Source organism: Marasmitruncus massiliensis, assembly GCF_900186535.1.
Taxonomy (GTDB): domain Bacteria; phylum Bacillota; class Clostridia; order Oscillospirales; family Ruminococcaceae; genus Anaerotruncus; species Anaerotruncus massiliensis_A.
In genome coordinates this window covers 320,956-344,920 of the sequence record NZ_FYDE01000004.1, presented here as the reverse complement: position 1 = coordinate 344,920, position 23,965 = coordinate 320,956, and the positions used below count along the sequence as shown (strand labels likewise).

Here is a 23,965-nt window from a genome sequence, read left to right as displayed (position 1 = left end):
TCCCGGGTCAGGGTTCACATCTACACCTCCAAAATTTAAATGAGGCGCTTTATAATGGGAGCATTCCCATATACGCCTTATTTATTATAGCATATAATCATCTGAATGCAAGCGTATTTCATAGATATTCTGCAATAATTATCTATAAACGACCAAAATCGTTTTAATTGGTCAAATACAGTGGAATCAGGCAAAATACCAGAAATTAAAAGAAAAAACGCCGGAATCAATCCGGCGTTAGGATAGGTTGAACCTTCAAAATTGCTTCTTAAAAATGTCTTCCACTGAAGAAGTATCATCAGCCATTACCAGAATCACATAGTTTCCCTGCTGATATGTCACTGCGCCATTGATTTTGACCATCTCTTCGGGGACATAATTTTCATAGGCTATTTTTTGGTCTTCAATTCGTTCCTCAATTGCGTCTTTCACCATCTGGACATCAGCGGTATCTTTCACCTTAAAAACGGACACCTCTTCAGCTGTTGCGCGCGAACCGCTTACATAGCAGGTCTTTTCGGCAATTTTGTCTTCTTCCAGCCGATAGATCACATCCACCTGCTTATCATCCAGCACCATCAGCTCGTCACGGAAAGTAAGCTGATCCACTACCGCCTTTGCCACATCGGCAGTCGCCGGCTCTTTCTGGGTGCTGCCTTTTCCACAGGCAGAAAACATCATCATGCAAGCCACAGCAGCCAATACACCAGCCACTAGTTTTTTCATTTTTCAATTCTCCTTATGCTTTTTGATCTTGTTCTTTCGTAGAGGACGCGGTTTCGATCGCGGAAGAACTGTCATCCGTGTGATCTTTATCACTTCGGGTAACCGTGTGCTCCATTAAATAATCAAACCACTTATTATAATATTCCGGCCCGAAGTGCATTCCGTCAGCCGGAGAAGCCGCATCCGGCAGCATTCCATTTTCATCCTTCATGCATTCGGCAACATTCAGATAATAAGCGTCCTTTTCCAAACATAAATTTAATAGCGCCTCATTAAACTCATCAATCCGCTGGTTATCCATTTTGTAGTTATTCACTTTCGTAACCGGCGTAATTGACTGGATATAAAGTGTTGCGTCTGGCTGAAGCTTGCGAATGTCGTCGATGACCCTGGAATAGTTCTTAATAAACTGCTCTTTAGCCTCATCGCGTACTTCGTTTCCGCCGAGCATGATATAAACCTTGCTATACTGTTTATTCTTCAGCCCATCCATGATGGTGATCCGGCTGCCATCATCCAGCTTTACCACCTGCGCGGTATAAACGGTCAAAAGGTTTACTCCCGTGCCGGCCAGCACATCGGTGTTCTCCATCATTCCGTAAAGTTCAATTCCGGTCGTAATAGAATCCCCTACAAACACCGCATCGTCAAAATAATGATTGTCGATTCGCTCCGTCTTAGGGACTATTCCCTGAACCGGTTCAAATGCCGGTTCGGTTTCCGGTTCCGGCTGCGATATCGGTACGGAGGAGGATTCCAATGGCTCAGAAACAGAAGAGGCCGCCTCTGAAGACGGCTGTGAGGATGAACTTTCCGCAGAAGACGCATGTGCTTCTCCTGTTGCCGCCTGCCAGACACCGGCAATCGCAAGGGAAACTGCAAGAGCGACCAGCAGCAACAGAAAGACCGGTAAAACCGAGTTTTTTCTACGTTTTCGGTTGATTTTCATTGATTTATTATAAGACATAGCAAACTCCTAAAGCGGTATCGTCCGCAGATCCTGTTGGCTGTTTGGACAGCCCTTATTATACATCACCAGGGCGTAACTGTAAAGCCAAAAAAGGCCCGGTAAAATTCTATATAAGATCTCCAAACTTTATAAAAGGGCGTTATACAGAAAGTTATAAACACTTTCCACTGAGTTTTCAACAGATATGTTCCGATGAAATAAGGCATTCAGCCTTTTTTCCTCCACCTTTCAACCATTTATTAACCATATTATTATCCAGTAATAGGAAATTTATTAAAAAAGGTTCTTATTTTACGCCTTTTTTAATCGCTTTTTATTAATTATACCATTTGTGATGAATATATGGGTCCATGCTCTTAATCCCAGATGCCGTATTCGTTTGGTCAGTTTCTATTGAAAAATAGAGTTTTTTTCTTGACATCTTATATTCAATATGCTAAGATATACTTCGTCGAGTGAGTTTCTGCCCCTTTTTTGGGAACTTTCGACATATATTAAAATGTGCGGCAGTGCTGGAATCGGCAGACAGGCACGTTTGAGGGGCGTGTGCGCGAGCGTGTGGGTTCAAGTCCCATCTGCCGCACCAAGTCCTTGTAGATTGGCTTCATGAGCTAGTTTACAAGGACTTTTTTTATTTCCAGCACAACAGAAGCAGCTATTATCGTAATACACCAGGGAAATTTAAGGATTTGTCTTTAATTATAAGAATAAGTGTCGAGTAAATAGTTGATTCTTATAATTGCGGGAGTTTTCTATGGCAAAACTGTTTCGTTGTTTTTCTTGTTTTTTTCTTCTGGCCATTTTCTTCACAAGTTGGTTCTTTCATGTGGATGCTGCCGATGCCATAACAGATTTTGATATTGCTGTAACCGGAAATAAAATTTCGAATACGGACCTTTATGCAAGCACTGTGACAATCAATCTTCAGCCAAAAAGTGACTCCGAGGAACTTTTGGCTTTTATTGATTACAATGGAATTTGGATGAAGCTGCCGGACCGCCGAAAAGACGGATTTTATGTTTCTTTTTCCGAGGATGGAAACTATTCTTACCAATTCCGGATCGAGGACAACCGGACAAAGGCCAGTACGATTAAACAAATTCATTTTTCAATTGATGGACAGCTTGCAAAACTTGTAGACGAAGTAAACGCCCTGCCGAATCTGAATACCACCACCGATGAAATGGTTGCAAAAAATAAAGCTTTGATTCTTTCCCTGAAAAAAAGGTATAACCAGCTTTCCGCCGAACAAAGGCTGCGTTTCCCTGCCTATGCAAAACATACTTTGACGACCTTCTATCAATGGCTGGCAAACATTGAACCGTCCGTCAATTACAGGGAACCCGAACCGCCGGCAATTACGGTCAAAAGCGCGCTGCCCGCAGTACAGGATATCTATTCAGGCCCGGTAACAATTACGATTGTTCCAAAGGATGCCTGGAACCTGCATGCTGTTCTGGTAAACATTAATGACAGTTGGCAGACATTACAAAAGGGCCAGAATAATGAGTATACTTTAACATTAGCAGATGAAAAAACATATCATCTGGATTTTTGTGTACAGGATCAAAACAGCAATGTCAGTGAAAGTGCAAGCGCGGATTTTTCAATTGATGCCGCAATCTATCAGATTGTTTCTGAAACGGAGCGGTTATACAGTCAGGCAGCTGTTCTGGGCAAAGATGCTTATCTGTCCGCACTTGAAAACACCTATCTGGAATATCTATCTGCTTCTCCTCTGCAGCAGTTTAGAATTCCGTCAGACAGTATCGGCAGGCTGGAATCAATGTATGCAAATGCTTTAAGCCAGTATGGCATATCAAATATCGCATATGATGAAAAAGGAAATTTTCTCAAAGCATATGGTATGCTCACCCGTTTGAAAACATCTCCCGGGACTTCTAATATAAAATTTTCCGGAAACCGTGTCAACCGAATTGTATTTGGCCAAACGGCACCAAAACAGGACGTAAAAGCGGAATATCAGATCGCGTTTGATTCCGCTGAAGGGGATCCCGTTTCTTTTCAGATTCAGAACAATGCTCCAATGCTGTTCTATATACAGGTTCCGGAAGATTTAAAAGGCAAAAAAAATATTGATCTTCTATTTATGAAAGACGGAAATTACGTCAGTACAGGTGCAAAGGTCCGAAGTACCAAGGACGGTCTCGTGATAGTATTCCAATCTGATCATACAGGAAGTTATGTATTTGTCTGTGATTAGCTGTTCGTTTCTATCTAGCGTCCTTCATGATCATGAAACTATTTTTATTTCTATTTTTTACGAAAACCGCATCATTCGCGCATATTTATTTCTCTCCTATGACTATACTATAGTAAAATAAAATTGGAACAGGAGTGATCAATATGCCTCGCGGGGTAAAAAGAACACCGGAATCAATCGACAGTCAGGTCGCGGAAATCCAGTCCAAGATAGAACTTTATCAGTCAAGAATTACCGAACTAAACACAAAGAAAAAAAGTCTGCTGGCTTCAAAAGAAAAAGCGGAAAAGGAAGCCCTGTACCAACTGGTGAAACAGTCCGGCCAATCGCCATCCGACATTATTAAGCAGCTATCAAAATAACGGCTTTGCTCTTTCCTGCAATTTCAGTAAAAAGCGAAGCCGCCTAAAACAGCAAAGCCGCCCGAAGGCGGCTTTGCTGTTTTATCTGCCCTGAAAAATTTCACAGGCTTTCCTGCATCCCGAAGGAGTTCCGGCGCAGCCACCGATCCCGGTTTCCCGTAATTCAAACGGGAGCGCACGGCCGACATGATACATGGCATCCACCATTTCATCAAAAGGGACCGCCTGCTTAATTCCGCTCAGCGCTATTTCCGCACAGGTAAGCGCATTGGACGCGCCGACGGCGTCCCGGTTCTGGCAAGGGTATTCCACCAAACCCGCTATCGGGTCGCACACCAGCCCCAGCAAATTGGAAAGTGCGGCGGATGCGGCATTCAGGCACTGGTCGGGCGATCCCCCCATGATCTCAACGGCAGCTGCCGCCGCCATTGCTGAAGCGGAGCCTACCTCCGACTGGCAGCCCGCCTCCGCTCCTGCTACCGACGCGTTGCGCATAATCAGATAGCCAACCGCGCTCGCCGTAAACAGCCCATCCATAAGCTGCTCATCAGAAAGTCCGAATTCTTCCTGCAATGACAGCAAAACCCCGGGAATCACGCCGGAGGCCCCGGCCGTCGGAGCCGCAACAATCAACCCCATCGATGCGTTGACCTCCAAAACAGCCATCGCATAAGTGACCGCCGCAGAAAGCACCGGACCGCATATGGATTTCCCCTGTTTTTTTGCGGCAAGCAATTTGGCGGATTCGCCGCCGATCAGGCCGCCCATTGACTTTACCGGTTCCTCCAGCGGCTGATGGGCGGCGTTTTTCATGATGGACAGCGCCGTATGCATCCGCCGGTCAATTTCATCACGGCCTGCATTCGTCAATTGTATCTCCCGCTCCCGCATAGCTGCGGAAATCGGGCATTTTTTCTTTTCACAAAGCCCCAACAGTTCGGCTCCACTGATAAAATCTGCGCTCTGCATGATCATATCCTCCTATATCTGCACCAGCATGACATCATGCACACGTGGGTTGCTTCGGACGGCATCCAAAACCTGCTGCGGGATCTTTTCATCCGATTCTATGACAGAATACGCGACGGCGCCTTTATCCTCCCGGTAGAGCCTCATAAACGCGATATTCACATTGCTTTCGCTGAGGCACCTGGCAATATGCGCGACCAGCCCCGGCTTATCGTCATGGACTACAATCAATGTGCTGTATTCTCCCGTAAATTCAACCTTCACCTGATTAATCCGAATAATCTTAACTTTTCCGCCTCCGGTAGATACTCCGCGAACGGTTAAAACCGTGCCTTCTTCGTTCTCTATCCGGATATCCACCGTATTGGGATGCGTGCCTTTTTCCCGTTCATCCGCGTAAAATTGATATTCCAGACCTGTTTCATCCGCAATTTGGAAGGAATCCCGGATGCGCAGATCGTCGGTTGCGAATCCCATAATTCCGCCTAAGAGCGCGCGGTCGGTTCCATGCCCCCGATAAGTCTCAGCAAAAGAGCCATACAGCGTAAACTTCGCCCTTTTCACCTTTCCGGGAAGCATTTTTTTCGCCAGCAGTGCAATGGAAACCGCACCGGCTGTATGGGAACTGGAGGGGCCGATCATATTAGGGCCAATCACGTCAAACGCACTGATAAATGTCATCGTTTCTCCTTTACAGTTTTCACGGCTCTTGTTTCAATCATTTTGCCGAACTGTTTCTATACGATTAGTGTCTGTCGTTTTCAAGCCTTCATACAAATTACTTCCCAACGGCAGCGCTTTCCTTCATTATAAACGCAGTATGAAGAAATCGCAATCTCCGCAACATGTTTCTGATTTTTTAATCACTTGCCAAAAAGAAGATCATTGTTTTTCAGGCTTCTCGTTTAAAATACCATTGGCAATAAACGAATTCGGCAAATGTCAGAACTGCGATTCCAATGTCAGACATGGAGGTCTGCCCCCCGATTGCACTCCAGCGGTTCATAAAAGTAAATGTAATAAATATCAAAGCCAAATCCGACCTGCTGCCAGCCAGACTACATTTTTTACAAGGCGCGCAGATCTTTTCTTGTGTAAAGTCTGCTTGCTGCAGAACAGCTACCCAAAATAATGATCAAAGAAAGCAGAATGTAAAAAAAGCTTAACCCGTTTTTCGAAACCGATATCACTTCAAAATATCTCACCGGTGTTAGAAAATTTAAGAAATTTATGGTGCCGATATAATCAAGCACAAAGCTAATCACATAAAATGACACAATCGTGAGCATCGTAAAAAGACTTGCGGTTTTATAGTTTTTCGCGAAGCTCGAAATGAAAAGCCCTATGGCGAACAGCACAATCTGCGTGATAAACATTCCGACAGTTGTGATAATATGCGTGCCGACTATGCTCATATCGCCAAGCGGAAGAATGATGCACAAATATGACATGATTCCAACAGTGAGCGCAAATATCGCAAGGTTTGTAACAGCCGCCCAAATCTTCGCGTAAATGACATTTGAACGCTTATATGGTTTTGAAAACAAAAACTCACTCGTACCAAACTTTTCTTCTCTCGCAACAGCATACACCCCTAAGAATCCCGCAAAGAAGAAAGCAAGCAGGTTGGTCCAATATACCATGCACTGATAAGCGCCTAAGGCTGTGTCCACTCTCGCCCCATTCATCCCGAATAAAATCAATACGATTTTGGGGAAACTGTCTGCCAGCGCGGCAATTTCCGCCATCGCATCTTTCAGCATAACAAACTCTATCGCCGCAAATCCCGTAAGTATCACGATTAACGCAAGCCAAATAATCGTCATTTTTCGCGTTAATTTCAGCTCTTTTAAATAGATTGCTTTCATACTTAACCTCCAAACACGACGTCTTTTTTCAGAAATTTTCTGTAGCTGGTCAGCAGCAACCCCACGCCAAGCACAACATACCACACCACAAAATTCCACTCGTAAAATCCAGTCTTAACGGTATTCATAGGCTTAAAAAACGCAAACGGCGTTAAATAGCCCAATATTGGCTGATTGATTTTCATTGACATGGTGCTCAGGCAAAATAGCGCAAGCATAACGCACGATGACATGAGTACAGGGGTGCGTACATTTGAAAAAAACGTCCCTGCGACTATTCCAAAAACCACAAACATCAACTCAACCAACACCAGCGACCCCGCGATAAGCAGGAACGCCCGCCAATCAATGCTTACATTTTTAACCGTCAGCAGTGCTAACCCCGCTCCTGCTGTATAAGCGATTCCTACAAGCAGGCTGTCCACCGTACAGGCAAAAAACTTGCCCCAGAAAACTTCGCCTCGCGAATGCGGTTTCGTCAGTAAAAATTCTGCCGATTTGCTCTCATATTCCTTTGTGTGCGACGAAAAAGCGATACTCATTCCATGAATCGCCGCCGCTATCATAGCAAAGCTGCCCAAAAAGCTGAACATACCAAGTGGAGTCATTACAAAAGCGGTGCCAACTCCCAAAGCCTCAAACAAAGGATTGTTGTTCATCGCCTCCGCCATCAAAGGGTCGCCGCCCGAAGTAAAACCAATATAAGTCGGCAGCATCAGGAAGATCAGCACGCCCATCGACAGTGCCCAAATGATGATATTTTTCTTTAATTGTTTCAGTTCATACCTGAATATCGTCATCATATACACCTCATCTGTAATAATGCATAAAGACTTCTTCCAGTGTCGGTTCCTCGATGAACAAATCATGTACATTCAAGGCGGACAGTTTCGCCAGAATATCCGCGATGTTCCCCATAAACATAAATGTTGCGGTGCTGCCGTCTTGTTGGTAATTGGTAATGCCTCCAAGATTAAAATGCCCTATGGGGATATCATCTGCCGTAACGCTGATCTTTTTATGGCTGTTTGCCCGAAGCTCACTGATTTTTTGTACGCCGATCATTTTACCCTCTTTCACAATCGCCACGCGGTCACAGATTTTTTGCACCTCCGACAGAACATGGGACGAAAAGAAGATCGTTGCCCCTCGCTGATTTTCTTCTTTCAAAATATTGAAAAACTCCTGCTGAATCAGCGGGTCTAAGCCGCTGGTAGGTTCATCTAATATGATGAGTTTAGGCGAATGCAGCAGAGCACACACAATCCCGACTTTCTTTTTGTTGCCCAAAGATAAGTCAGCAATTTTACGGGACAAGTCAAGATTCAGGCGTTTGGAAAGCTCCCCAATTCTGCCGTCGCACTTTTTTCCGTACAAGTCCGCCGCGTATCGTACCAGTTCCCCAACCGTCATATTCTCATAATAGGCGGACTCGCCGGGCAAATACCCTACATCTCTCGCGATTTCCGCAGCTTGTTTCATGCAGTCCCTGCCAAAAATCTCCGCGCTGCCGGATGTCGGGTGAATTAACGCCAGAAGAGTGCGAATGGTAGTAGACTTACCCGCCCCATTCGGGCCGATAAAGCCAAAAATCTCGCCTTCCTCTACTGAGAAGCTGACATTTTCAATGCCTCTGTGTTCCCCATAGCGTTTGGTCAGGTTTTTAATTTCAATTGCATTCACTGCGAAGGCCTCCTTTATTATTTCAAAAACTCAACATATCCCATATTGCCGTTTACACGAATCCGGTCCCCGTCTTTAATGTGTTTTGTCGCGTCGATCACGCCGACAACGGCGGGCAGTCCGTATTCACGCGTGATAACCGCGCCGTGGGTAGCCATTCCGCCTACCTCCGTAACCAACCCGCCAATGGAGATAAATGCCGGCGTCCAGCTTGGATCGGTGAATTTCGTCACAAGAATATCGCCTTTTTCTATTTTTTCCGCATCCTTTATGTCAAGGACGACCCGCGCACGCCCCTCGGCTACCCCGCTTGATACGGCAAGTCCGGGCAGCGCCCCTTCGGGAGCCTTGCGCTTATATTTGCCTTCCACTACCTCGCCATCGGAAAAAATAAGGCGCGGCGGAGTCAGCGCGGCGTACCTTTCATAATCCGCGCGCAGTGCATCAATTTTCGCGTAATCGGGCTCATATTTTCCGGCGAACAGATCGGCGAGTTCCGGAAGGCGCAAATAGTAGACATCTTCGACGCGTCTGAGCTTACCTGCGCGGACAAACTTTTCGGCTTCCCGCATAATTGCCTGTTTATACTCCCAATACCGCTTCATCCAGTAATATTTCGGCGATTCGCGCAGGCCTAAAAAATTACGGTAAAAAGACAGCCGCTTTGCCAGATTTTTCGCTTTTCGCGCGCCCCATTTTTGTTGGGCTGCAAAAACAAGCGCTTCTACCGCCGTTTCGCTTTCCTGCTTCCCCTGCTCGAACTTTTGTGCGGCATGCCCTTTGGGCAGCTTTATGTCCGCCAGCACGGTCGAAAGAATTTTCGACGGTTCCTCGGCAAACCGCGGTTTCGCGATGTCGATTTCTCCGGGGCAGCGCATTCCATACCGGGAGAAAAACGCCTCGAACGCCTTTACGGCTTCACCGCCGCCCTGCCGTTTCCTTAATTCGTCAAGGCTGAATGAATTTCCCGACGTTTCAAGATAGTTCACAACGTCCGGGAAATCCCGCGCCGCGTCCGCGATATGGCTGACGTAAAACCCCATTTCGGAAGTGATATTTCCCTTTATGGATTTTGACACATCAACGCTTATATTGTCACGTCCAAGCAGGACTTTCCCCGCTTTATCGATCGGTTTTGTGAGGAAGAAAGCAACCATAAGCGGCCCAAAGCCTTCCGGGTCAAACAGACTTTTCATCAAATTATCCGTGTCATTCAAAATATACTCGATCATCGCCCCGCCACTCAGCTTTGAAATCCTATTTCTCGTCTTATTAATTAAGGCTTCCATGCGGCGGTTATAGCCGTCAATGACAGACGGATCATTTTTTCGATAGATTCTTAATCCCGCTAAAAAACTTCTGCCAACACCTTTTGGTATGGCAAAGTCGCTTTTTTGCCCCTTCGGTATGGATTGGATATACTCCTTCCTTGCCAAAACCTGATTGAAAGCACTGTTCATCAGTTCATCGGAATTAGACAGTTTTTGCCGCACCAGCGCCCTGCCAACCGGACTGTTTAAGTTATGCGTGATCTCCATATACGGGCGCCCTCCGATTTCCGTAACCTTCACGGTTTTTGACATCAATTCCCAAAGGGACATACCCAACGGCATGATGATGTCGGTCATCATTTGCAGATGTCCAACCGAAATGAAACAGCGTTTGAACCCGTCCGGCGAAGGCGGGCAGGGGAAAAGCGTCGTGATTGCGCGGGATTGGACGATATGGAATTGCTCGCCGTCAAAACACCATTCAATATCCTGCGGACAGCCGTATTCGCGTTCAATCTCTTTCCCGATGTTTGCGAGGGCGGTTATCTGCGCTTCATTCAAACAGGGATTGCCGCCGCTCTTTTGCTTTATACCATCCTTGATCGTCCATGTAATGGGCGTCTTGCGCCCGGACACCAAATCCTCACCCAATCCTTCCACCGCTTCAATCGCAATTGTAAAGCGATCGGAGGTCATTGGGTCGGCGGTGAACATAACACCCGCCGCCTTTGCATCCACCATTTTTTGAACAACCACCGCCATTTGGACTTCGCTCTCATCAAACTTATTTTTTGCCCGGTAAGAAATCGCCCGCTCGTTATACAAAGAGGCAAAGCAGTTGATCACCGCTTTTTCTACAGCTTCAACGCCGGAAACGTTCAAATAGGTATCCTGCTGGCCGGCGAAGGAAGCGTCCGGCAAATCCTCCGCCGTGGCGGACGAACGAACGGCGACCGAAATGTCACCGCCCATGTCCGCATACGCGGATTGAATCAGTTCCTTCGCTTCGGCAGGCAAAGTCAGTTCGGCTACGGCGCGTTTCACATTGCTTTGCGCTTCGTTTACAACTGGAAGGATGTATTTCTTAAAAAACTCCGTTGTGATGATAAAGCCGCCGGGTACGTTCGCCGAGGGCAGCCGGGACAGCCTTGCGAGGCTCGCGCCCTTGCCACCTGACATAGAAAGCGAAGCGGCTTCCCTATCGTGGATTTTAAAGATATACATCATAAATATTCCTCCCGATATAGATTGTTTTTCAGCATGCGCATCATGTTTTTCAGTTCCTCCGATACATTGCTGAAATCGGAATTCCCCCCGGATACCTCATATGCGTACCCTTCCGCCATAAGGAAAATGAGGCGCATAAGCATATTGATATCGACGCCCTTTTTAAATTTTTTCATGTCCCCGTCTTTTACGACGAGGTTATATGAAAATTTCTGAGCATCGGGCATCATTAAATTTGTAATCTCCGCAACTTCACTATCCGTTTCTTTAAACATACTGACGATAAATTGTGATAGGTGCGGGTACTTTTCCAGTATTCCCATTTTCATTTCAGATGCAACAATTAAACGCTCGAAAAAGTCATCATAGGAATCAATTTCGTCACGTTTATAGCCGTCAAGCATAACATTCCTCGCATATTCCGTAAGGAATCTATATAATTCCTTTTTCGTCCCAAAATAGTGAAACAGCATTGGCTTGGATACTCCGCTATTTTGGGCAATATCTTTCATGGACGCCTTTTTATAGCCATATTTCCCAAAACACTTCAACGCAGCATCAATCATGGGCAGTTGCTTTTCTTTTGGAAGTTCTTTAAATTTTTCCATCCGCTCACCCTCTAAGATTAATATTGACCGATTCGGTTTATGGCGTCAGTATAACACGATAAACCGAATCGGTCAATATAAAAATTTTGTTACCTTCACATGGGATAGCGTCCGAAAATCCAGCAGACAATTTTTGCCTCCATCAAGGCAAAACTAAAGGGTATGAGCCCTGTTCAGCACAGGTTTCATACCCTTCAATCTACTTGCGCAGCGATTACTCCGGTTTGGTAAACGACAGATAATAATAGTTGTTGATCTGTTTATTAAAAGCAGCGCCCAGACAGTAATGGATGCCCATGATTTCATAGAGAACGTCCGGGTTTGCCGCCGTACATACCAATTGACCGCCGGATTTTAAAAGGCCATAAAGGATGGTAAACAATCCTTCTTTATTGCGGAGCGTGGTCGAGTCACTTTCCACTACAATATAATCATACTGCCTGCTGCCGAAACATGTCTGAACATCATCCGCTGAACCTTGAACACATTCATTGCATATGGTTTTCAGCTCTGTCATATTACTACTTTGTTCAGAAAGATAGTAAAGGCCCACATCCTTGCAGCCATAGCTTTTACATGCATTTTTCAGCTGCAGAACGGTTGTTCCGAAAGAACCCCCGATCCCCAGAATATTGACCCCACTTTTACAGCTGTAGTCCAGGACATTCAGCACGTTAAAATCGATCAATCCCGCTACATAGGCATCCACCCCGAATTTCCCGAAAAACAGCCTTTTGTTTCGGACCGCAAGTTTTTCGTCTTTGGTATATTCCGCATTAAAAGTATGAGAACCAAAATGATGGACAAACGTATCCTTTGCCAGAATCGTCTTATAACCCATTCTTCTGATGCTGAAACAGATGGCGTCGTCATCGTAACATCCGGGATTAAAATCCTCATCAAAGCCGCCCAGCGCCTTCTGGATTTCCGTTCTGAAAATGGCCGCATAGACCGTCATTTTCAGCCGCTCCTCCCACAAATCGGGATTACTGACATTGTACCGCTCGGCAACCTGCTGCATTTCCTCCATTGTCTGAAAAGGCAAATTGATCTGCTGATAATTGCATGACGCATCACAGATCGGTACCACCATACCGATTTTCGGGTCGGATTCCAAACAGATCAGAAGGTTGTCAAGCCAGTGAGCAGTGACCACAACATCATTGCTGACATTCATTGTGTATTTGCCTTCCGCTATTCTGAATCCATAATTAAACGCCTTGCATACGCCGATATTTTCCTGAAAGCTGATTTTCTTTTTGTTGGGCAGGCTGTTAAAATATTCTTCTGTTCCGTCCGAGGAACCGTTATTAATGGTAATCAGTTCAAAATCAATGTGGGATGTATAGCGGTAAATACTTTCTATACACTGCCGGGTGTAATCCAGATGATTGTACGCCAGCACCACAATACTTACCAGCGGAGACACCGCATCTTCTGCTTTTTCGGTTTGCTCCGCGGGAATCGGTTCTGTACTCATTTTCCTGTTCTCCTTACCTGAATTTGTCGGCCGGCTAAATATCAAACAGAAACCTGGACATATCCCTGCCGATTCACCGGATCTTCATCCCATTAATATATGCATATGCGAAACTCATTGATATTTCTATAAATATGAAATCTTTATTTCAATTGCAGGAAGAATCTGTTCTCGACAGTTTATCAGTAAATCCTTATCGCGTTCCTCTGGTGTTTCTGGCAGGCTTCGTAGATGCAGGCGCAGATAGTGGCAGACTGATCTCACTGCCCGCAGGCGAAGGTGAGAAAATCCCGCTTCCATAAATTAGAAATATAAATAAATTGATTTGAGCAAAAATTGTCAAGAACAAATTTCTTGCGGGGTATATAATAATGATAGATTCTTGAAAGGAGAAAGTATATGGATTACCGCTCAAAAGTGCATGATTCACTTGAGTATATTGAAAAAAATCTCGATGGCAAAATTAATCTCGACGATCTTGCGCAAAAAGTCTATCTGTCAAAATATCACTACCACAGGCTTTTTCACAAAATAGCAGGAGAATCTGTCGCCAGATATATAACCAGAAGGCGGATGGAGAGGGCTGCAGAAGAGCTTGTCCAGACAGGCCAGCCAATTATTGATATTGCCTTGAAATACCAGTATGCTTCTCAGGAATCCTTTTCAAGAGCCTTTATGCGGATTTACGGTCTGACGCCGGGAAAATACCGCAGATTATATGGAAGTGGTAAATTCAACAATGTTATCAATCTCAGTTACTATTTCAATAATATCACGAATATAGCCGCATAAGGAGGTAATATGAGCAATCTTGTACCAATGGTAATTGAGCAAACAACCCGAGGAGAACGCTCTTATGATATTTTCTCGAGACTGCTCAATGACCGCATTGTAATGCTTAACGGCATGGTAACAAATGAATCAGCAAGCTTGATTATAGCACAAATGCTTTTCTTGGAATCTGTTGACTGTGACAAAGATATTCATTTCTATATAAACAGCCCCGGTGGTTCCGTAACGGACGGGTTCGCAATCATGGATACAATGAACTATATCAAATGCGACGTTTCCACCATCAGCGTAGGTCAATCAGGGAGCGCAGCCTCCTTGTTGCTGGTATCTGGAACGAAAGGTAAGCGTTTTGCACTGGAAAACAGTGAAGTCCTGATTCATCAGCCGTCAATATCCGGAGGACTGCAGGGGCAGGCCACAGATATTAAAATCCATAGTGACTGGCTTGAAAAAACAAAAGAGAAATTGAATGAGATCTATAGCAGGCTTACAGGTCAGCCGCTCGAGAAAATCAAAGCGGATATGGAAAGAGATTATTATATGTCAGCTGAGCAGGCAAAGGCATATGGATTAATTGACGGAATCCTATTTTCCCGCAGGTAATGATGCATTGCCTAATAAACCCACTCGCAGGAAGTCAGGCATGACATCCACGAGTGGGTTTCTCTTGTGCGCGGATATGCTAACTATACAATAATCAGATGCTTTTCTCCGTCATCCTCCAACAATACTCTGTTTCCCTGAATTAACCTGTCGTCCAGAGTGACTGTTTCCGTTGTCAGCATTCCCTTACTTCTGCTTTCAACCCTGATCTCATAGAGAGACCTTCCATATTTATATTCAATGGTAAAATCCCCAAAACTTGCAGGTGTCGCCGGATCAATGACCAGTTCATTTCCCTCTTTGCGGATGCCCAGAAACCAGTTTAACAGCCCCTGATACATCCAGCCCGCAGAACCGGTATACCAACTCCAGCCGCCTCTTCCGGTATAGGGCTGGCTGAGGGATATATCCGCCGTCATTACATATGGTTCCTTCTCGTACCTGAGCGCATCCTTTCTGTTTTGCGTAATGTAAATCGGGTTGAGCATAGTGAACAGGGTTTGTGCCATGTTATAGTCATGCAGCATCGATGCGGCGATCGCCAGCCAGATCGCCGCATGGGTATACTGGCCTCCATTCTCCCGTATGCCGGGGATATAATTTTTGATATAGCCCGGGTTTTTGCTTGTCTTATTAAAGGGCGGCGCCAAAAGCAGGGAGAGGGCATCCTCCTCTCTTACCAGATAACGCCACGCCGACTGCATTGCTGTTTTTGCCCGTTCCTTTTTCGCCCCCCTGGATATCACGCTCCAAGACTGGCTGATGGAATCTATCCTGCATTCATCGTTTTCCTTGGAACCGAGCTTCGAGCCGTCGTCATAAAAGGCCCGAAGATACCACTCCCCGTCCCAGGCATGTTCTTCAACGCTTTGAAGCAGGGTTTCCCGTTTCTGCTCCAGTCCCTGGCCGTAGGCTCTGTCGCCTTCCTGATCGCACAGGGGAATGAAGTCGCCCAGTACGGTATACAAAAACCAGGCCAGCCAAACACTTTCTCCCTTCCCCAGCGCGCCCACCTCATTCATACCGTCGTTCCAGTCTCCTCCTCCCATGAGAGGAAGTCCATGTTCTCCGAAGCGGGCCCGGTCGATGGCTCTTTTACAATGCTCATAAACGCTTTCGGAACACTCGGATATTTCCGGGGTAAACATGATATCCTGCTGCCCCTCCTTAAGCACCGGGCCCTTGATGTAAGGCACCAGTTCCTTTAAAATTGCGGCATCTCCGGTGCCTCGGATATAGGCGGCGGTGCAATAAGGCAGCCACAGTAAATCATCGGATATTCTCGTTCTTACCCCGATCCCCATCGGAGGATGCCACCAATGCTGGACATCCCCTTCCTCAAACTGCCTGCTGCAGGCAATCAGAATTTGCCTGCGCAGAATACCTGCATCTGCAACAAGAAGCGAAAGGGCATCCTGAAGCTGATCCCGGTATCCATAAGCTCCTCCGCACTGATAAAAACCTGCTTTTGCATGGATGCGGCAGGACACCGTCTGATAGAGCAGCCAGCCGTTCACAAGGATATCGACCGCCCTGTCCTTCGTCCTGACCTGAACTGTCCCCAATAATTCGTCCCAGTAGGCTTTCACCCTGTCAAGCTCCTTTTCAGCGGCGGCTATATCCCTGTACTTGTATCTGATTTTGTATATCTCGTGAAGGCTGCTGCTCTGCCCAAGCCCGAACAGCACCGTCTTGCTCTCCTGCGGCTGTATCGCAACGGATACCTGAATTGCTCCGCAGGGATCATAGCATACACCGGTATTGCAGGATAGCTTGACTTCCGCTCCCCGCGGTTCCCGGATACTATCCCTCTGCCCCAGGAATTCCTGTCTGTCGCCGGTATAACCGGCGATCGTTTCACTGGAGAACAGGTAGGAATAGGTGTTTTGAAAATTCATGGTATAGATGTTCTTTGCATATAAACATTCATGCTCATTGTCATAGGAGGTCAGAATATAGGGATTGGTATGCTCCCTGTGCGTGCCCATCACCCATTCCACATAATAGGTCAGGCTCAGATATTTCACTTTATCCGAACGGTTCGTCAGCTTAAGGTTCCATAGCTTCAATGACTCATCCAAAGGGGTAAAAACGGTCAGCTCCTGATCAACGAGTGCCTCATCATGGAGGAACCTGCTATATCCAAAACCATGCCTTACCCGGTAAATGCCCCGGTCAGACCTTCCGAGGGACATGGGAGTTATTACCTCGCCGGTTATTTCGTCCAAAATATAGATTGCCTCGGAGGCTCTGTCACTTACGGGATCGTTGGACCAGGGCGTAAGCTTATTTTCCCTGCTGTTAATACTCCAGGTAAAGCCCGCGCCCGACTCCGATATCTGGAATCCAAAGCTCTTGTTTGAGATAACATTAATCCAGGGTGCCGGCGGTCTGTTATCCCCCTCCAGCAGAATTTCATATTCTCTGCCTCCACAGGCAAACGCCCCGAAGCCGTTAAAAAATTCATAACCCTCTGTTTCGTTCTCCTGTGCTGTTGGCGCATATCCTGTGTCCAAAGCCTCTTCCTCCTTGAAGACTACTATTTCTCACGTAACTCATACGGATTTTCTTTTACATTGGTAAAATAAATCCCCGTCTTCGCTGAAAATACAACCCGCGCTACCGTATACAGCAAATCAATCTCTGCCGGTTTCATCTCATACGTATGCAGTGTAAAAAAGCTCGGCTTCTCGTTTCCGGAATCATAAATTCGAAGAGAGCTTGTCATATCATTGATTAATTCATCCACCTCCTGAAGATAACCGTGTCTGGAATCAATCAAGACAACCAGATCCACCATAACACGGTTTACTCTCAGATATTCGTAAGCCTTCAATACATCCTTCACAAGTCTTTCCTCTTCAATGGACCGAACCATTAATAGCAGAATAGGATTATCGCCGGATACGCCGAATTTCCATAAGGAGCTCTGGTTCATAGAATTCCGTCTTATAGTTTCATCCGGTCCCCGGTAGATACCCGCAGAATAGAAGACCGGGCTGATCAGATCCTGAAAGGCATTCAGTTGGGTTCTGGTAATCTCCAGATACTTTAGCTCCAAGTTCTTTTGAAGCCTGAACTTCTCCAGAATATCATCAATCCGGTAGCTTACATTCAATTCCCCTGCTATTTTTATTGCTTCCTCCTTACTGCCGCACACCCCGGTAACGAAAGAAATGCAGGCGGTTTCACCTGCTCCTATACAGAACTGTGCCCGCAGGCTCATGATCGGGTCATTACAAAAGCCCGAATTATTGAAAAAAGCAATGCTGTTAACCACAGAATCCGGATTCTCCAGAGTATTGTTTCTTCCAATAAAGCGTTTCCTGTCATTTTCATATTCTAATTTTTTACATAGTTTGGTTCCTGCTCTTGCCATGTGCATCACATAAGGAGCATCATCCTCCTTCTTCCGCCGTCTTTTCGCGAGGAAGATTTCCTGCTCTTCCAGATACTCACTTTCCAGAAAGAGCTTATTGAACGCAGGATGGCTTAACTCCGCCGGATAGGTATCATCCACCACCTCCAGATAACTGGTCACTTCCAGTTGCTTTTCCTCATTCCCGTGATTGGTAAATGTAACCTTGCGTATCTCAAAGTTATGATCCGCATCCAGGCTGACAATCATGTCTGACGAGATATCCCCGTCTCTGCGTTTAAATTCCGCCTGGTGGGGACAGAAAATCACCTGGTATTCCTCCGGTTCCGTTCTTGTAGGATGATAGGCGGTACTCCAGAACTTTCCCTGCTTCATGTCCTTGACATAGATATAATTACCTGTGTTCGCGTGAATATCCGATCGCCAGCGGTAAAGCATCCGGTCCTCATATCTACTGAAGCCGTCCCCATCTGAAGTGATCATCAGCGAGTACTTACCATTGGACAGATAATTCACAACCGGAGAATTCACGCCTGCACTGTTGACATACCGGTTACTGTAACGATCTTCTTTAAAAAGGGGATTTCCTATTTTTATGGTATATCCCTGTCTGGCAATGGAAATCAAATAGGCCTGGCGTTTTTCTTCCAGCAGGACTTCCGAAGCCTTGATCATCATCTCCGCATGAAATCTCTCCCGAAGGATGCCCTCATTCAGATAATTATTAATGGCGGCCAGATTCATCCCCTGATGGTGTGCCATATAGGACTTTACAATACAGTAAGGCGTCAGTTCCACAGAATTCGGTAAGTTAAAATCAACGGACTCATAGAAACCGAAAACGCCAAAGGCGCCTAACTCTTTCAGCCGTTTTAAATTGCTGATGCATTCGTCTTCTGCGATGTCCAGCGCCAGCATCGTTGCATAGGGAGCAACTACCAGGGAATTCTTACGGACCGGCTGGAGTCTTATCTTCGGAACACCGAAGGCTTTGTACTGGTAATTTGAGTTCAAGTCAAAACGATAATACTGGGATTCTGATATTCCCCAGGGGATCTCCGCCTCCTTTGCGTACTTTATCTGCTGCAGCACCGCCGCCCTGGAAGTCTGTGCGTAGACGGAGTCTTCATATTCTTTGAATACAAGATTCGGCATCAGATATTCAAACATCGTACCGCTCCAGGATACAAAACATGGAATGCCCTTAACAAGGGTCAGCGGCCTTCCCAGTTTATACCAGTGTTTTAACGGCACCTGCCCCATGGATATCGCCAGAAGGCTTGTGAGTGCTGATTCCGACGCCATCAGGTCATAGCATCCGTCATCCAGCGTGTGCGAGGATACATGATACCCGATATGGAACAGCATTCTCTTTTCGTTAAATAAGAAACGGAAATCAGCATTTGCTAACATGCAGTCTATGGTATTGCAGAGTGTTTTGATTCGATTAATCATGCTATTCGCAAAGCTATTATCCTCCGCTGCGACACGGCTAAGCACAGGATAAGAGGAAAAACCCTCTTCCTTGAGTTTCAAGGCTGCGGCCTCATTGACAGTACTCTCAATGAGGTTCATCAAATGTCTGGTCCAGCGGTAATCCGCAGATGGTCTCAGCTTCCTCTCATTTAAATTTTCCCAGATGTCCGCAATGTCTTTGATCAGTTTCCCTATGCTTTGATACCCGGTGCTGAGCCTGTATCCGGCAGAATTGCCTGTTCTCAGCTGAATTTCCTCATTGCTGTTCTCAACCGCAATCCGAAGTTCGGACAGAAAATTGTCCGGATAAACCGGCTTGTCGATCTGCTCCAAAAGGCCGTTTTTCAGGGCGACCAGATGTCCCAGAAAATTCCCGCTGTCTACGGTTGATATATAGGCAGGATTGAGCACCTCCAGGGATTTAATATGATACCAGTTATAGAGATGCCCCTTCCATTTCAGCATTTTCTGAACCGTTTCCATCAGATTTTCCGCGGCTTCAACCGTAGAGCTCAGCGTTTCAAACCCCAAATCTCTGGCTGACAGGATTGCCAGAAACTGGAGTCCAATATTGGTCGGCGATGTTTTATCGCTGACTTTTTCAGCCTTTGAAATCTGATAATTATCCGGGCAGAGCCAGTTATTTTCCTTCGTGGAAAACTCCTTAAAAAACAGCCAGGTTCTGCGCGCAGTATCCAGAAGCAGCTCACTGTCCTGTGCTTTATCGCTCCTACGAAGCTTGTTTTCCGGCTGACTGATCCGGTATGCGATTTCAAAAGCAATGCTCCAGCCGGCAATAATGATTGCTGTCAGAATCATTCCTGCGGGGTTCAAATATCCCATCAATAAAATGATCACAAGCGCAAGCGCCGGAACAAGAGAGCTCCACATGCTGAGAAAATATCCTTTTCTGGTATTGACAATGGAGGCATCCACCGCTTCGGCCGTATTCCAGCGAAGCAGATTTTTTTTGCTGATAAACATTCTATATAGAGTTCTGACAATTGCGTCGGATGCGATATAAGCACGGTAGGGAGTGATTGTAAACTCCAGGAATGCTCTTTCCAGCATTACGGAAAGTTCCTTTAAGAAGCTTTTATAAACAATCGTGAGCTTCGGCCAGATCAGTTTCTGGGTGATCACTGCAAACAGCCGAATTACTAGGGCAAATAGATCATTGAAGAAAACAAAGGGTAACCAAAGATAATGTGCTTTTGGCATCCATGCCAGATTTAGCAAGATAAACAGAGTCTTGCTCAGAGGAACCATGCTTCTTCTCAGGTTGTCAAAGATTTTCCATTTTGATAATGCGCATAAGTTTTCCCCATTCAGTGCCTTTTTCGTAAACAGCCATGGCAGCAACTGCCAGTCCCCGCGCAGCCATCGGTGTTCCCTTTTGGTGAAGGATAAAACGCTGTTTGGGAAATTGTCCATAATCTTGGCTGCACTGGAAAAAGCCGTCCGCGCATAGCAGCTTTCAAAAAGGTCATGACTGAGAATCCGGTTTTCCGGCACCTTATTTTGAAGCACCTTGTGGAAGGCTTTTATATCATAGATGCCCTTTCCGGTATAAATTGCCTCATCAAAAATGTCCTGATAGATATCCGATATTACGGTTCCATAATGGGCAAGGCCCGATTCTCCTTCGAAGATTTTTGTAAACCTGCTGCCATTCTTATCTACGATGTGATTTCTTACCGAGGGCTGTATGATGACATAGCCTTCCTTCACCTTTTGATCGGCGAGATCCAGAATTGGTTTATTTAAAGGATGATCAATCAGTCCGACCAGTTTCGCGGCATTGTCACGGATCAGATTTGTATCCGCGTCCAGTGTAATCACATACCGGAAGGTGGTAAGAAGCTCTTGGTCGCAGTAAACAGAAGAAAAGGTAGTATTCTCCTTTCCTTCTCCATTCAAAAGGTTATTAAACTCTTCCAGCTTCCCTCTCTTACGCTCCCATCCCATGTAGCAGTTCTCCGCTTTATTCCATTTGCGGCAGCGGAAGAACAGGGAAAATCGCTGGTATTCCGACGGATAGAGCTCATTCAGTTCCTTCATACGTGCAGCAAGAGCGCGTTCAATCGCCTCGTCTTTTGGCATGAACTGGTCCGGAGAATCCTCAAAATCCAGCAGCAATGCAAAGTAAAGGTTCGGCTGCCGGTTTGCCAGATAATGCTTTTGAAGACGCTCCATGTATTCCAGACCCTGTTCCTTCGAGGAGACAATAACCGGCATGACCACAAAGGTTCTTGCTTCCTTCGGTATTTCCTTCAGATAGTTCAGAGAAGGAATCTTCTTGACTACGATTCTTCTGGTAAATATAAAATTTGTAATCTCTATGGAAATACCGATCAACAGCGGCATTGCCGCCAGAAGCGTAATGATATGCCGGCTGGTATCCTGCAACCCGCCAAGGGCTCGGAAAGTATAGAGCAGACAGGCACTCAGCCCCGCAGTAACAAGGAACAGGCTTAGGAAATAAAGGAAGCCCTTTACGTTCTTCCTTTTCTTTATGCTTTTGGGGATCGGTTTTCCTAATGTCTTAGCTTTCAGAATCGGATAGCCCTTACTCAAAAGATAGGTCCCCACATGATGGGAACAATGCAGACCCTCCCTCCCCTGAACCGCCAGTTCCAGGCAGTCCTTCGCTATCTTTTCTTCCATCAGCCGATAACGGAGCGATAACTTCACAATGACTCCACGGTACATGCCTTTGGATTCCAAATCCATCTTTTGATAAACACCGTCCGGATCCTGTGATAAAATTTGCTCCAGACAGGAATATTCCTCAAAAAATTTTTCCTCATCCACTTCATTGATATCCCTCAGGCTGACAATCAAAGTTCGGATATTTGTCTCAAGAAAGGATTCAATCTTTCCTTCCTCCAGAAAGATACCGGAGGTCTTCACCTGTCTTCCCGGGGATGCAAAATGATATTCGAGATATCTTTGTATGGAAGCCTCATCAAAGGACATATTTTTCAGCAGATATAGTACATGGGCATGAAATGAGTAGTTTCGCTTTAAGTGATCCTCTATTTCGCAAAGCAATGCTGATACATCGGTCAGCCCCTGCTGATCTGCCAGTTTATCCCGGAGAAATTTTTCTGCCTTCGACTTCACATCAATCGTATAAAGAATTTCATCCGCGATTGCAATGATCTCTTCAAGAAGGCAAAAGCCCAGCACTTCCGGCAAAACCCAGATTTCCTTGTCCGTAAGCGGTATCTTCTGCTGATAAGCCTTCAGCATCACGGAAATAGTTTCTTTACTCAGGTGTCCGCCGGAAAGAGCTACCATCTTTTTTGCCACAACATAAATACGGGGAAAGTTATGGTATTCCTTTCCTTTCAGGACTGGCAATACGGCATAGCCTGTTCCCAAAGCATGTACTTTTTTAATTTCCCGGTACAGCATCTGGAAATTGTCAAAGAGCCAGCGCGCTGCCGGTATCAGGGAAATCATATCGGCGGATACGGCAGAGATGCTGTTTCTGATTTTGTTCAGTTCTTTATAGGCGGCCTGATTATAATCATTCAGAACAAAGCTATATCCGGTCAATCTGATCTGACTGTGGCTTTCTGCCAGATCAAGCATCTGCTTCTCCCACTCGTTCGGACCCGGATTATCTCCTTCTCCCCGGGAACAATCCGAAAACTTTACTTTTTTACCAAAATGGCTAAACCGGTGATACAGCATGAATAAAACAAAACAGAACAGTGAAATTAAGATCAGTAGAATAACCGGCAGAGACGGTGACTCTATATAAAAATTAATTTCTTTCAACAAGATCTGCAATTGATGCTCCTCCTTAGTTAAGAAATGCTTCAGACATAACGGCATCTCTCCACAGATAGTTTGTCTGTTTTTCCATAAAGAATAGCAATCAATTGCATGTTTGGATTCGGAAAAAATCCACAAATCAGGAACATGACTCCAACGGTGCTTTGAAAAAGAGCATACTGTAACGCAAATAACCCTGGCACGGCGGCAAACATCTGCGCACATTTGAACTGCAGATTGAATTTTAATAATTTCGTAACACCAAGCGGCGTTGGGAACTAAAAAAACTTTCACAAATCCTCTTAAATAAGGGATTTGTGAAAGTTTGAACCTGGTGCCGATAGTTGGGGATCGAACCAACACGGTATCGCTGCCACTGGATATTGAGAAGTCTCCATTCAATAGAAGTTACTCGAGTTTGCAAGTAAATATTGGTATATGGAACTGGTAAGAACCTGCATTTTCAAACGGTTTTCACCAGTTCTATTTATTAAGTAAATAATGTGGTTTTCGATTTTTCTAGAAGAGATTTCATTTTTAC

16 protein-coding genes and 1 tRNA gene are annotated in these 23,965 nt (G+C 45.6%); 5 read left to right on the top strand and 12 right to left on the bottom strand.

Translation table 11 applies throughout. From position 1 onward, the window contains the following. Positions 1-255 precede the first annotated feature (255 nt). Positions 256-726 carry a DUF4358 domain-containing protein gene (locus C1A10_RS05595; RefSeq protein ID WP_101909308.1) on the bottom strand — a complete coding sequence of 157 codons (471 nt, stop codon included), beginning with the start codon at positions 724-726 and terminating at the stop codon, positions 256-258. Between the two features lie 13 nt (positions 727-739). Further along, positions 740-1,693 carry a GDSL-type esterase/lipase family protein gene (locus tag C1A10_RS05590; protein ID WP_101909307.1) on the bottom strand — a complete coding sequence of 318 codons (954 nt, stop codon included), beginning with the start codon at positions 1,691-1,693 and terminating at the stop codon, positions 740-742. A gap of 506 nt (positions 1,694-2,199) precedes the next feature. Between C1A10_RS05590 and C1A10_RS05585 the strand changes: the two genes are divergently transcribed. The 3 genes from C1A10_RS05585 (at position 2,200) to C1A10_RS05575 (ending at position 4,282) form a co-directional block, all read left to right on the top strand. Next, positions 2,200-2,282, top strand: a tRNA-Leu gene (locus C1A10_RS05585). A 168-nt stretch (positions 2,283-2,450) separates the two neighbouring features. Beyond that, positions 2,451-3,920, top strand: coding sequence for an Ig-like domain-containing protein (locus tag C1A10_RS05580; RefSeq protein ID WP_101909306.1), 1,470 nt, complete (start codon positions 2,451-2,453; stop codon positions 3,918-3,920). A gap of 143 nt (positions 3,921-4,063) precedes the next feature. Continuing rightward, a complete protein-coding gene (locus tag C1A10_RS05575) occupies positions 4,064-4,282 on the top strand; it encodes a hypothetical protein (RefSeq protein ID WP_101909305.1) in 219 nt (72 codons plus the stop codon). Positions 4,283-4,363: 81 nt separating this feature from the next. Here the strand turns inward: C1A10_RS05575 and sdaAA are convergent, their stop codons facing one another. The 8 genes from sdaAA to C1A10_RS05535 form a co-directional block, all read right to left on the bottom strand. After that, positions 4,364-5,251 carry an L-serine ammonia-lyase, iron-sulfur-dependent, subunit alpha gene (gene sdaAA / locus C1A10_RS05570; RefSeq protein ID WP_101909304.1) on the bottom strand — a complete coding sequence of 296 codons (888 nt, stop codon included), beginning with the start codon at positions 5,249-5,251 and terminating at the stop codon, positions 4,364-4,366. Between the two features lie 12 nt (positions 5,252-5,263). Beyond that, complete coding sequence (gene sdaAB, locus C1A10_RS05565) at positions 5,264-5,932, bottom strand: L-serine ammonia-lyase, iron-sulfur-dependent subunit beta (protein WP_101909303.1); 669 nt, start codon at positions 5,930-5,932, stop codon at positions 5,264-5,266. Between the two features lie 386 nt (positions 5,933-6,318). Next, positions 6,319-7,119, bottom strand: a complete 801-nt coding sequence (locus C1A10_RS05560; protein WP_101909302.1) for an ABC transporter permease — start codon at positions 7,117-7,119, stop codon at positions 6,319-6,321. 2 nt (positions 7,120-7,121) lie between these two features. Further along, positions 7,122-7,919: an ABC transporter permease gene (locus tag C1A10_RS05555; RefSeq protein ID WP_180951011.1), complete on the bottom strand. Its 798-nt coding sequence runs from the start codon at positions 7,917-7,919 to the stop codon at positions 7,122-7,124. A 10-nt stretch (positions 7,920-7,929) separates the two neighbouring features. Continuing rightward, positions 7,930-8,802 (bottom strand): ABC transporter ATP-binding protein, encoded by an 873-nt coding sequence (locus C1A10_RS05550; protein ID WP_101909300.1) that lies wholly within the window; start codon positions 8,800-8,802, stop codon positions 7,930-7,932. Between the two features lie 17 nt (positions 8,803-8,819). Continuing rightward, positions 8,820-11,300, bottom strand: coding sequence for a phosphoenolpyruvate synthase (locus C1A10_RS05545; RefSeq protein WP_101909299.1), 2,481 nt, complete (start codon positions 11,298-11,300; stop codon positions 8,820-8,822). Beyond that, positions 11,297-11,908, bottom strand: a complete 612-nt coding sequence (locus tag C1A10_RS05540) for a TetR/AcrR family transcriptional regulator (RefSeq protein ID WP_101909298.1) — start codon at positions 11,906-11,908, stop codon at positions 11,297-11,299. The genes C1A10_RS05545 and C1A10_RS05540 overlap by 4 nt, the downstream gene beginning before the upstream one ends. A gap of 214 nt (positions 11,909-12,122) precedes the next feature. Then, a complete protein-coding gene (locus tag C1A10_RS05535) occupies positions 12,123-13,388 on the bottom strand; it encodes a glycosyltransferase family 2 protein (RefSeq protein ID WP_101909297.1) in 1,266 nt (421 codons plus the stop codon). A gap of 399 nt (positions 13,389-13,787) precedes the next feature. Between C1A10_RS05535 and C1A10_RS05530 the strand changes: the two genes are divergently transcribed. Then, a complete protein-coding gene (locus C1A10_RS05530) occupies positions 13,788-14,180 on the top strand; it encodes a helix-turn-helix transcriptional regulator (protein ID WP_101909296.1) in 393 nt (130 codons plus the stop codon). Positions 14,181-14,189: 9 nt separating this feature from the next. Beyond that, on the top strand, positions 14,190-14,783 hold the full coding sequence (locus C1A10_RS05525) for an ATP-dependent Clp protease proteolytic subunit (protein WP_101909295.1): 594 nt from the start codon (positions 14,190-14,192) through the stop codon (positions 14,781-14,783). Between the two features lie 83 nt (positions 14,784-14,866). On the opposite strand, the gene C1A10_RS05520 is transcribed toward C1A10_RS05525, so the two are convergent. After that, complete coding sequence (locus C1A10_RS05520) at positions 14,867-17,299, bottom strand: glycoside hydrolase family 94 protein (protein WP_101909294.1); 2,433 nt, start codon at positions 17,297-17,299, stop codon at positions 14,867-14,869. Positions 17,300-17,322: 23 nt separating this feature from the next. Beyond that, a complete protein-coding gene (locus tag C1A10_RS05515) occupies positions 17,323-23,238 on the bottom strand; it encodes a glucoamylase family protein (RefSeq protein WP_180951010.1) in 5,916 nt (1,971 codons plus the stop codon). Between the last annotated feature and the right edge of the window lie 727 nt (positions 23,239-23,965).

Excerpts from the sequence above, each read along its gene's own strand:
- sdaAA (WP_101909304.1), bottom strand. The coding sequence starts at position 5,251 with ATGCAGAGCGCAGATTTTATCAGTGGAGCCGAACTGTTGGGGCTTTGT.
- C1A10_RS05595 (WP_101909308.1), bottom strand. The coding sequence starts at position 726 with ATGAAAAAACTAGTGGCTGGTGTATTGGCTGCTGTGGCTTGCATGATG.
- C1A10_RS05575 (WP_101909305.1), top strand. The coding sequence starts at position 4,064 with ATGCCTCGCGGGGTAAAAAGAACACCGGAATCAATCGACAGTCAGGTC.
- C1A10_RS05560 (WP_101909302.1), bottom strand. The coding sequence starts at position 7,119 with ATGAAAGCAATCTATTTAAAAGAGCTGAAATTAACGCGAAAAATGACG.
- C1A10_RS05555 (WP_180951011.1), bottom strand. The coding sequence starts at position 7,919 with ATGACGATATTCAGGTATGAACTGAAACAATTAAAGAAAAATATCATC.
- C1A10_RS05580 (WP_101909306.1), top strand. The coding sequence starts at position 2,451 with ATGGCAAAACTGTTTCGTTGTTTTTCTTGTTTTTTTCTTCTGGCCATT.
- C1A10_RS05530 (WP_101909296.1), top strand. The coding sequence starts at position 13,788 with ATGGATTACCGCTCAAAAGTGCATGATTCACTTGAGTATATTGAAAAA.
- C1A10_RS05590 (WP_101909307.1), bottom strand. The coding sequence starts at position 1,693 with ATGTCTTATAATAAATCAATGAAAATCAACCGAAAACGTAGAAAAAAC.
- C1A10_RS05545 (WP_101909299.1), bottom strand. The coding sequence starts at position 11,300 with ATGATGTATATCTTTAAAATCCACGATAGGGAAGCCGCTTCGCTTTCT.
- C1A10_RS05535 (WP_101909297.1), bottom strand. The coding sequence starts at position 13,388 with ATGAGTACAGAACCGATTCCCGCGGAGCAAACCGAAAAAGCAGAAGAT.
- sdaAB (WP_101909303.1), bottom strand. The coding sequence starts at position 5,932 with ATGACATTTATCAGTGCGTTTGACGTGATTGGCCCTAATATGATCGGC.
- C1A10_RS05525 (WP_101909295.1), top strand. The coding sequence starts at position 14,190 with ATGAGCAATCTTGTACCAATGGTAATTGAGCAAACAACCCGAGGAGAA.
- C1A10_RS05515 (WP_180951010.1), bottom strand. The coding sequence starts at position 23,238 with ATGCTTGATCTGGCAGAAAGCCACAGTCAGATCAGATTGACCGGATAT.
- C1A10_RS05540 (WP_101909298.1), bottom strand. The coding sequence starts at position 11,908 with ATGGAAAAATTTAAAGAACTTCCAAAAGAAAAGCAACTGCCCATGATT.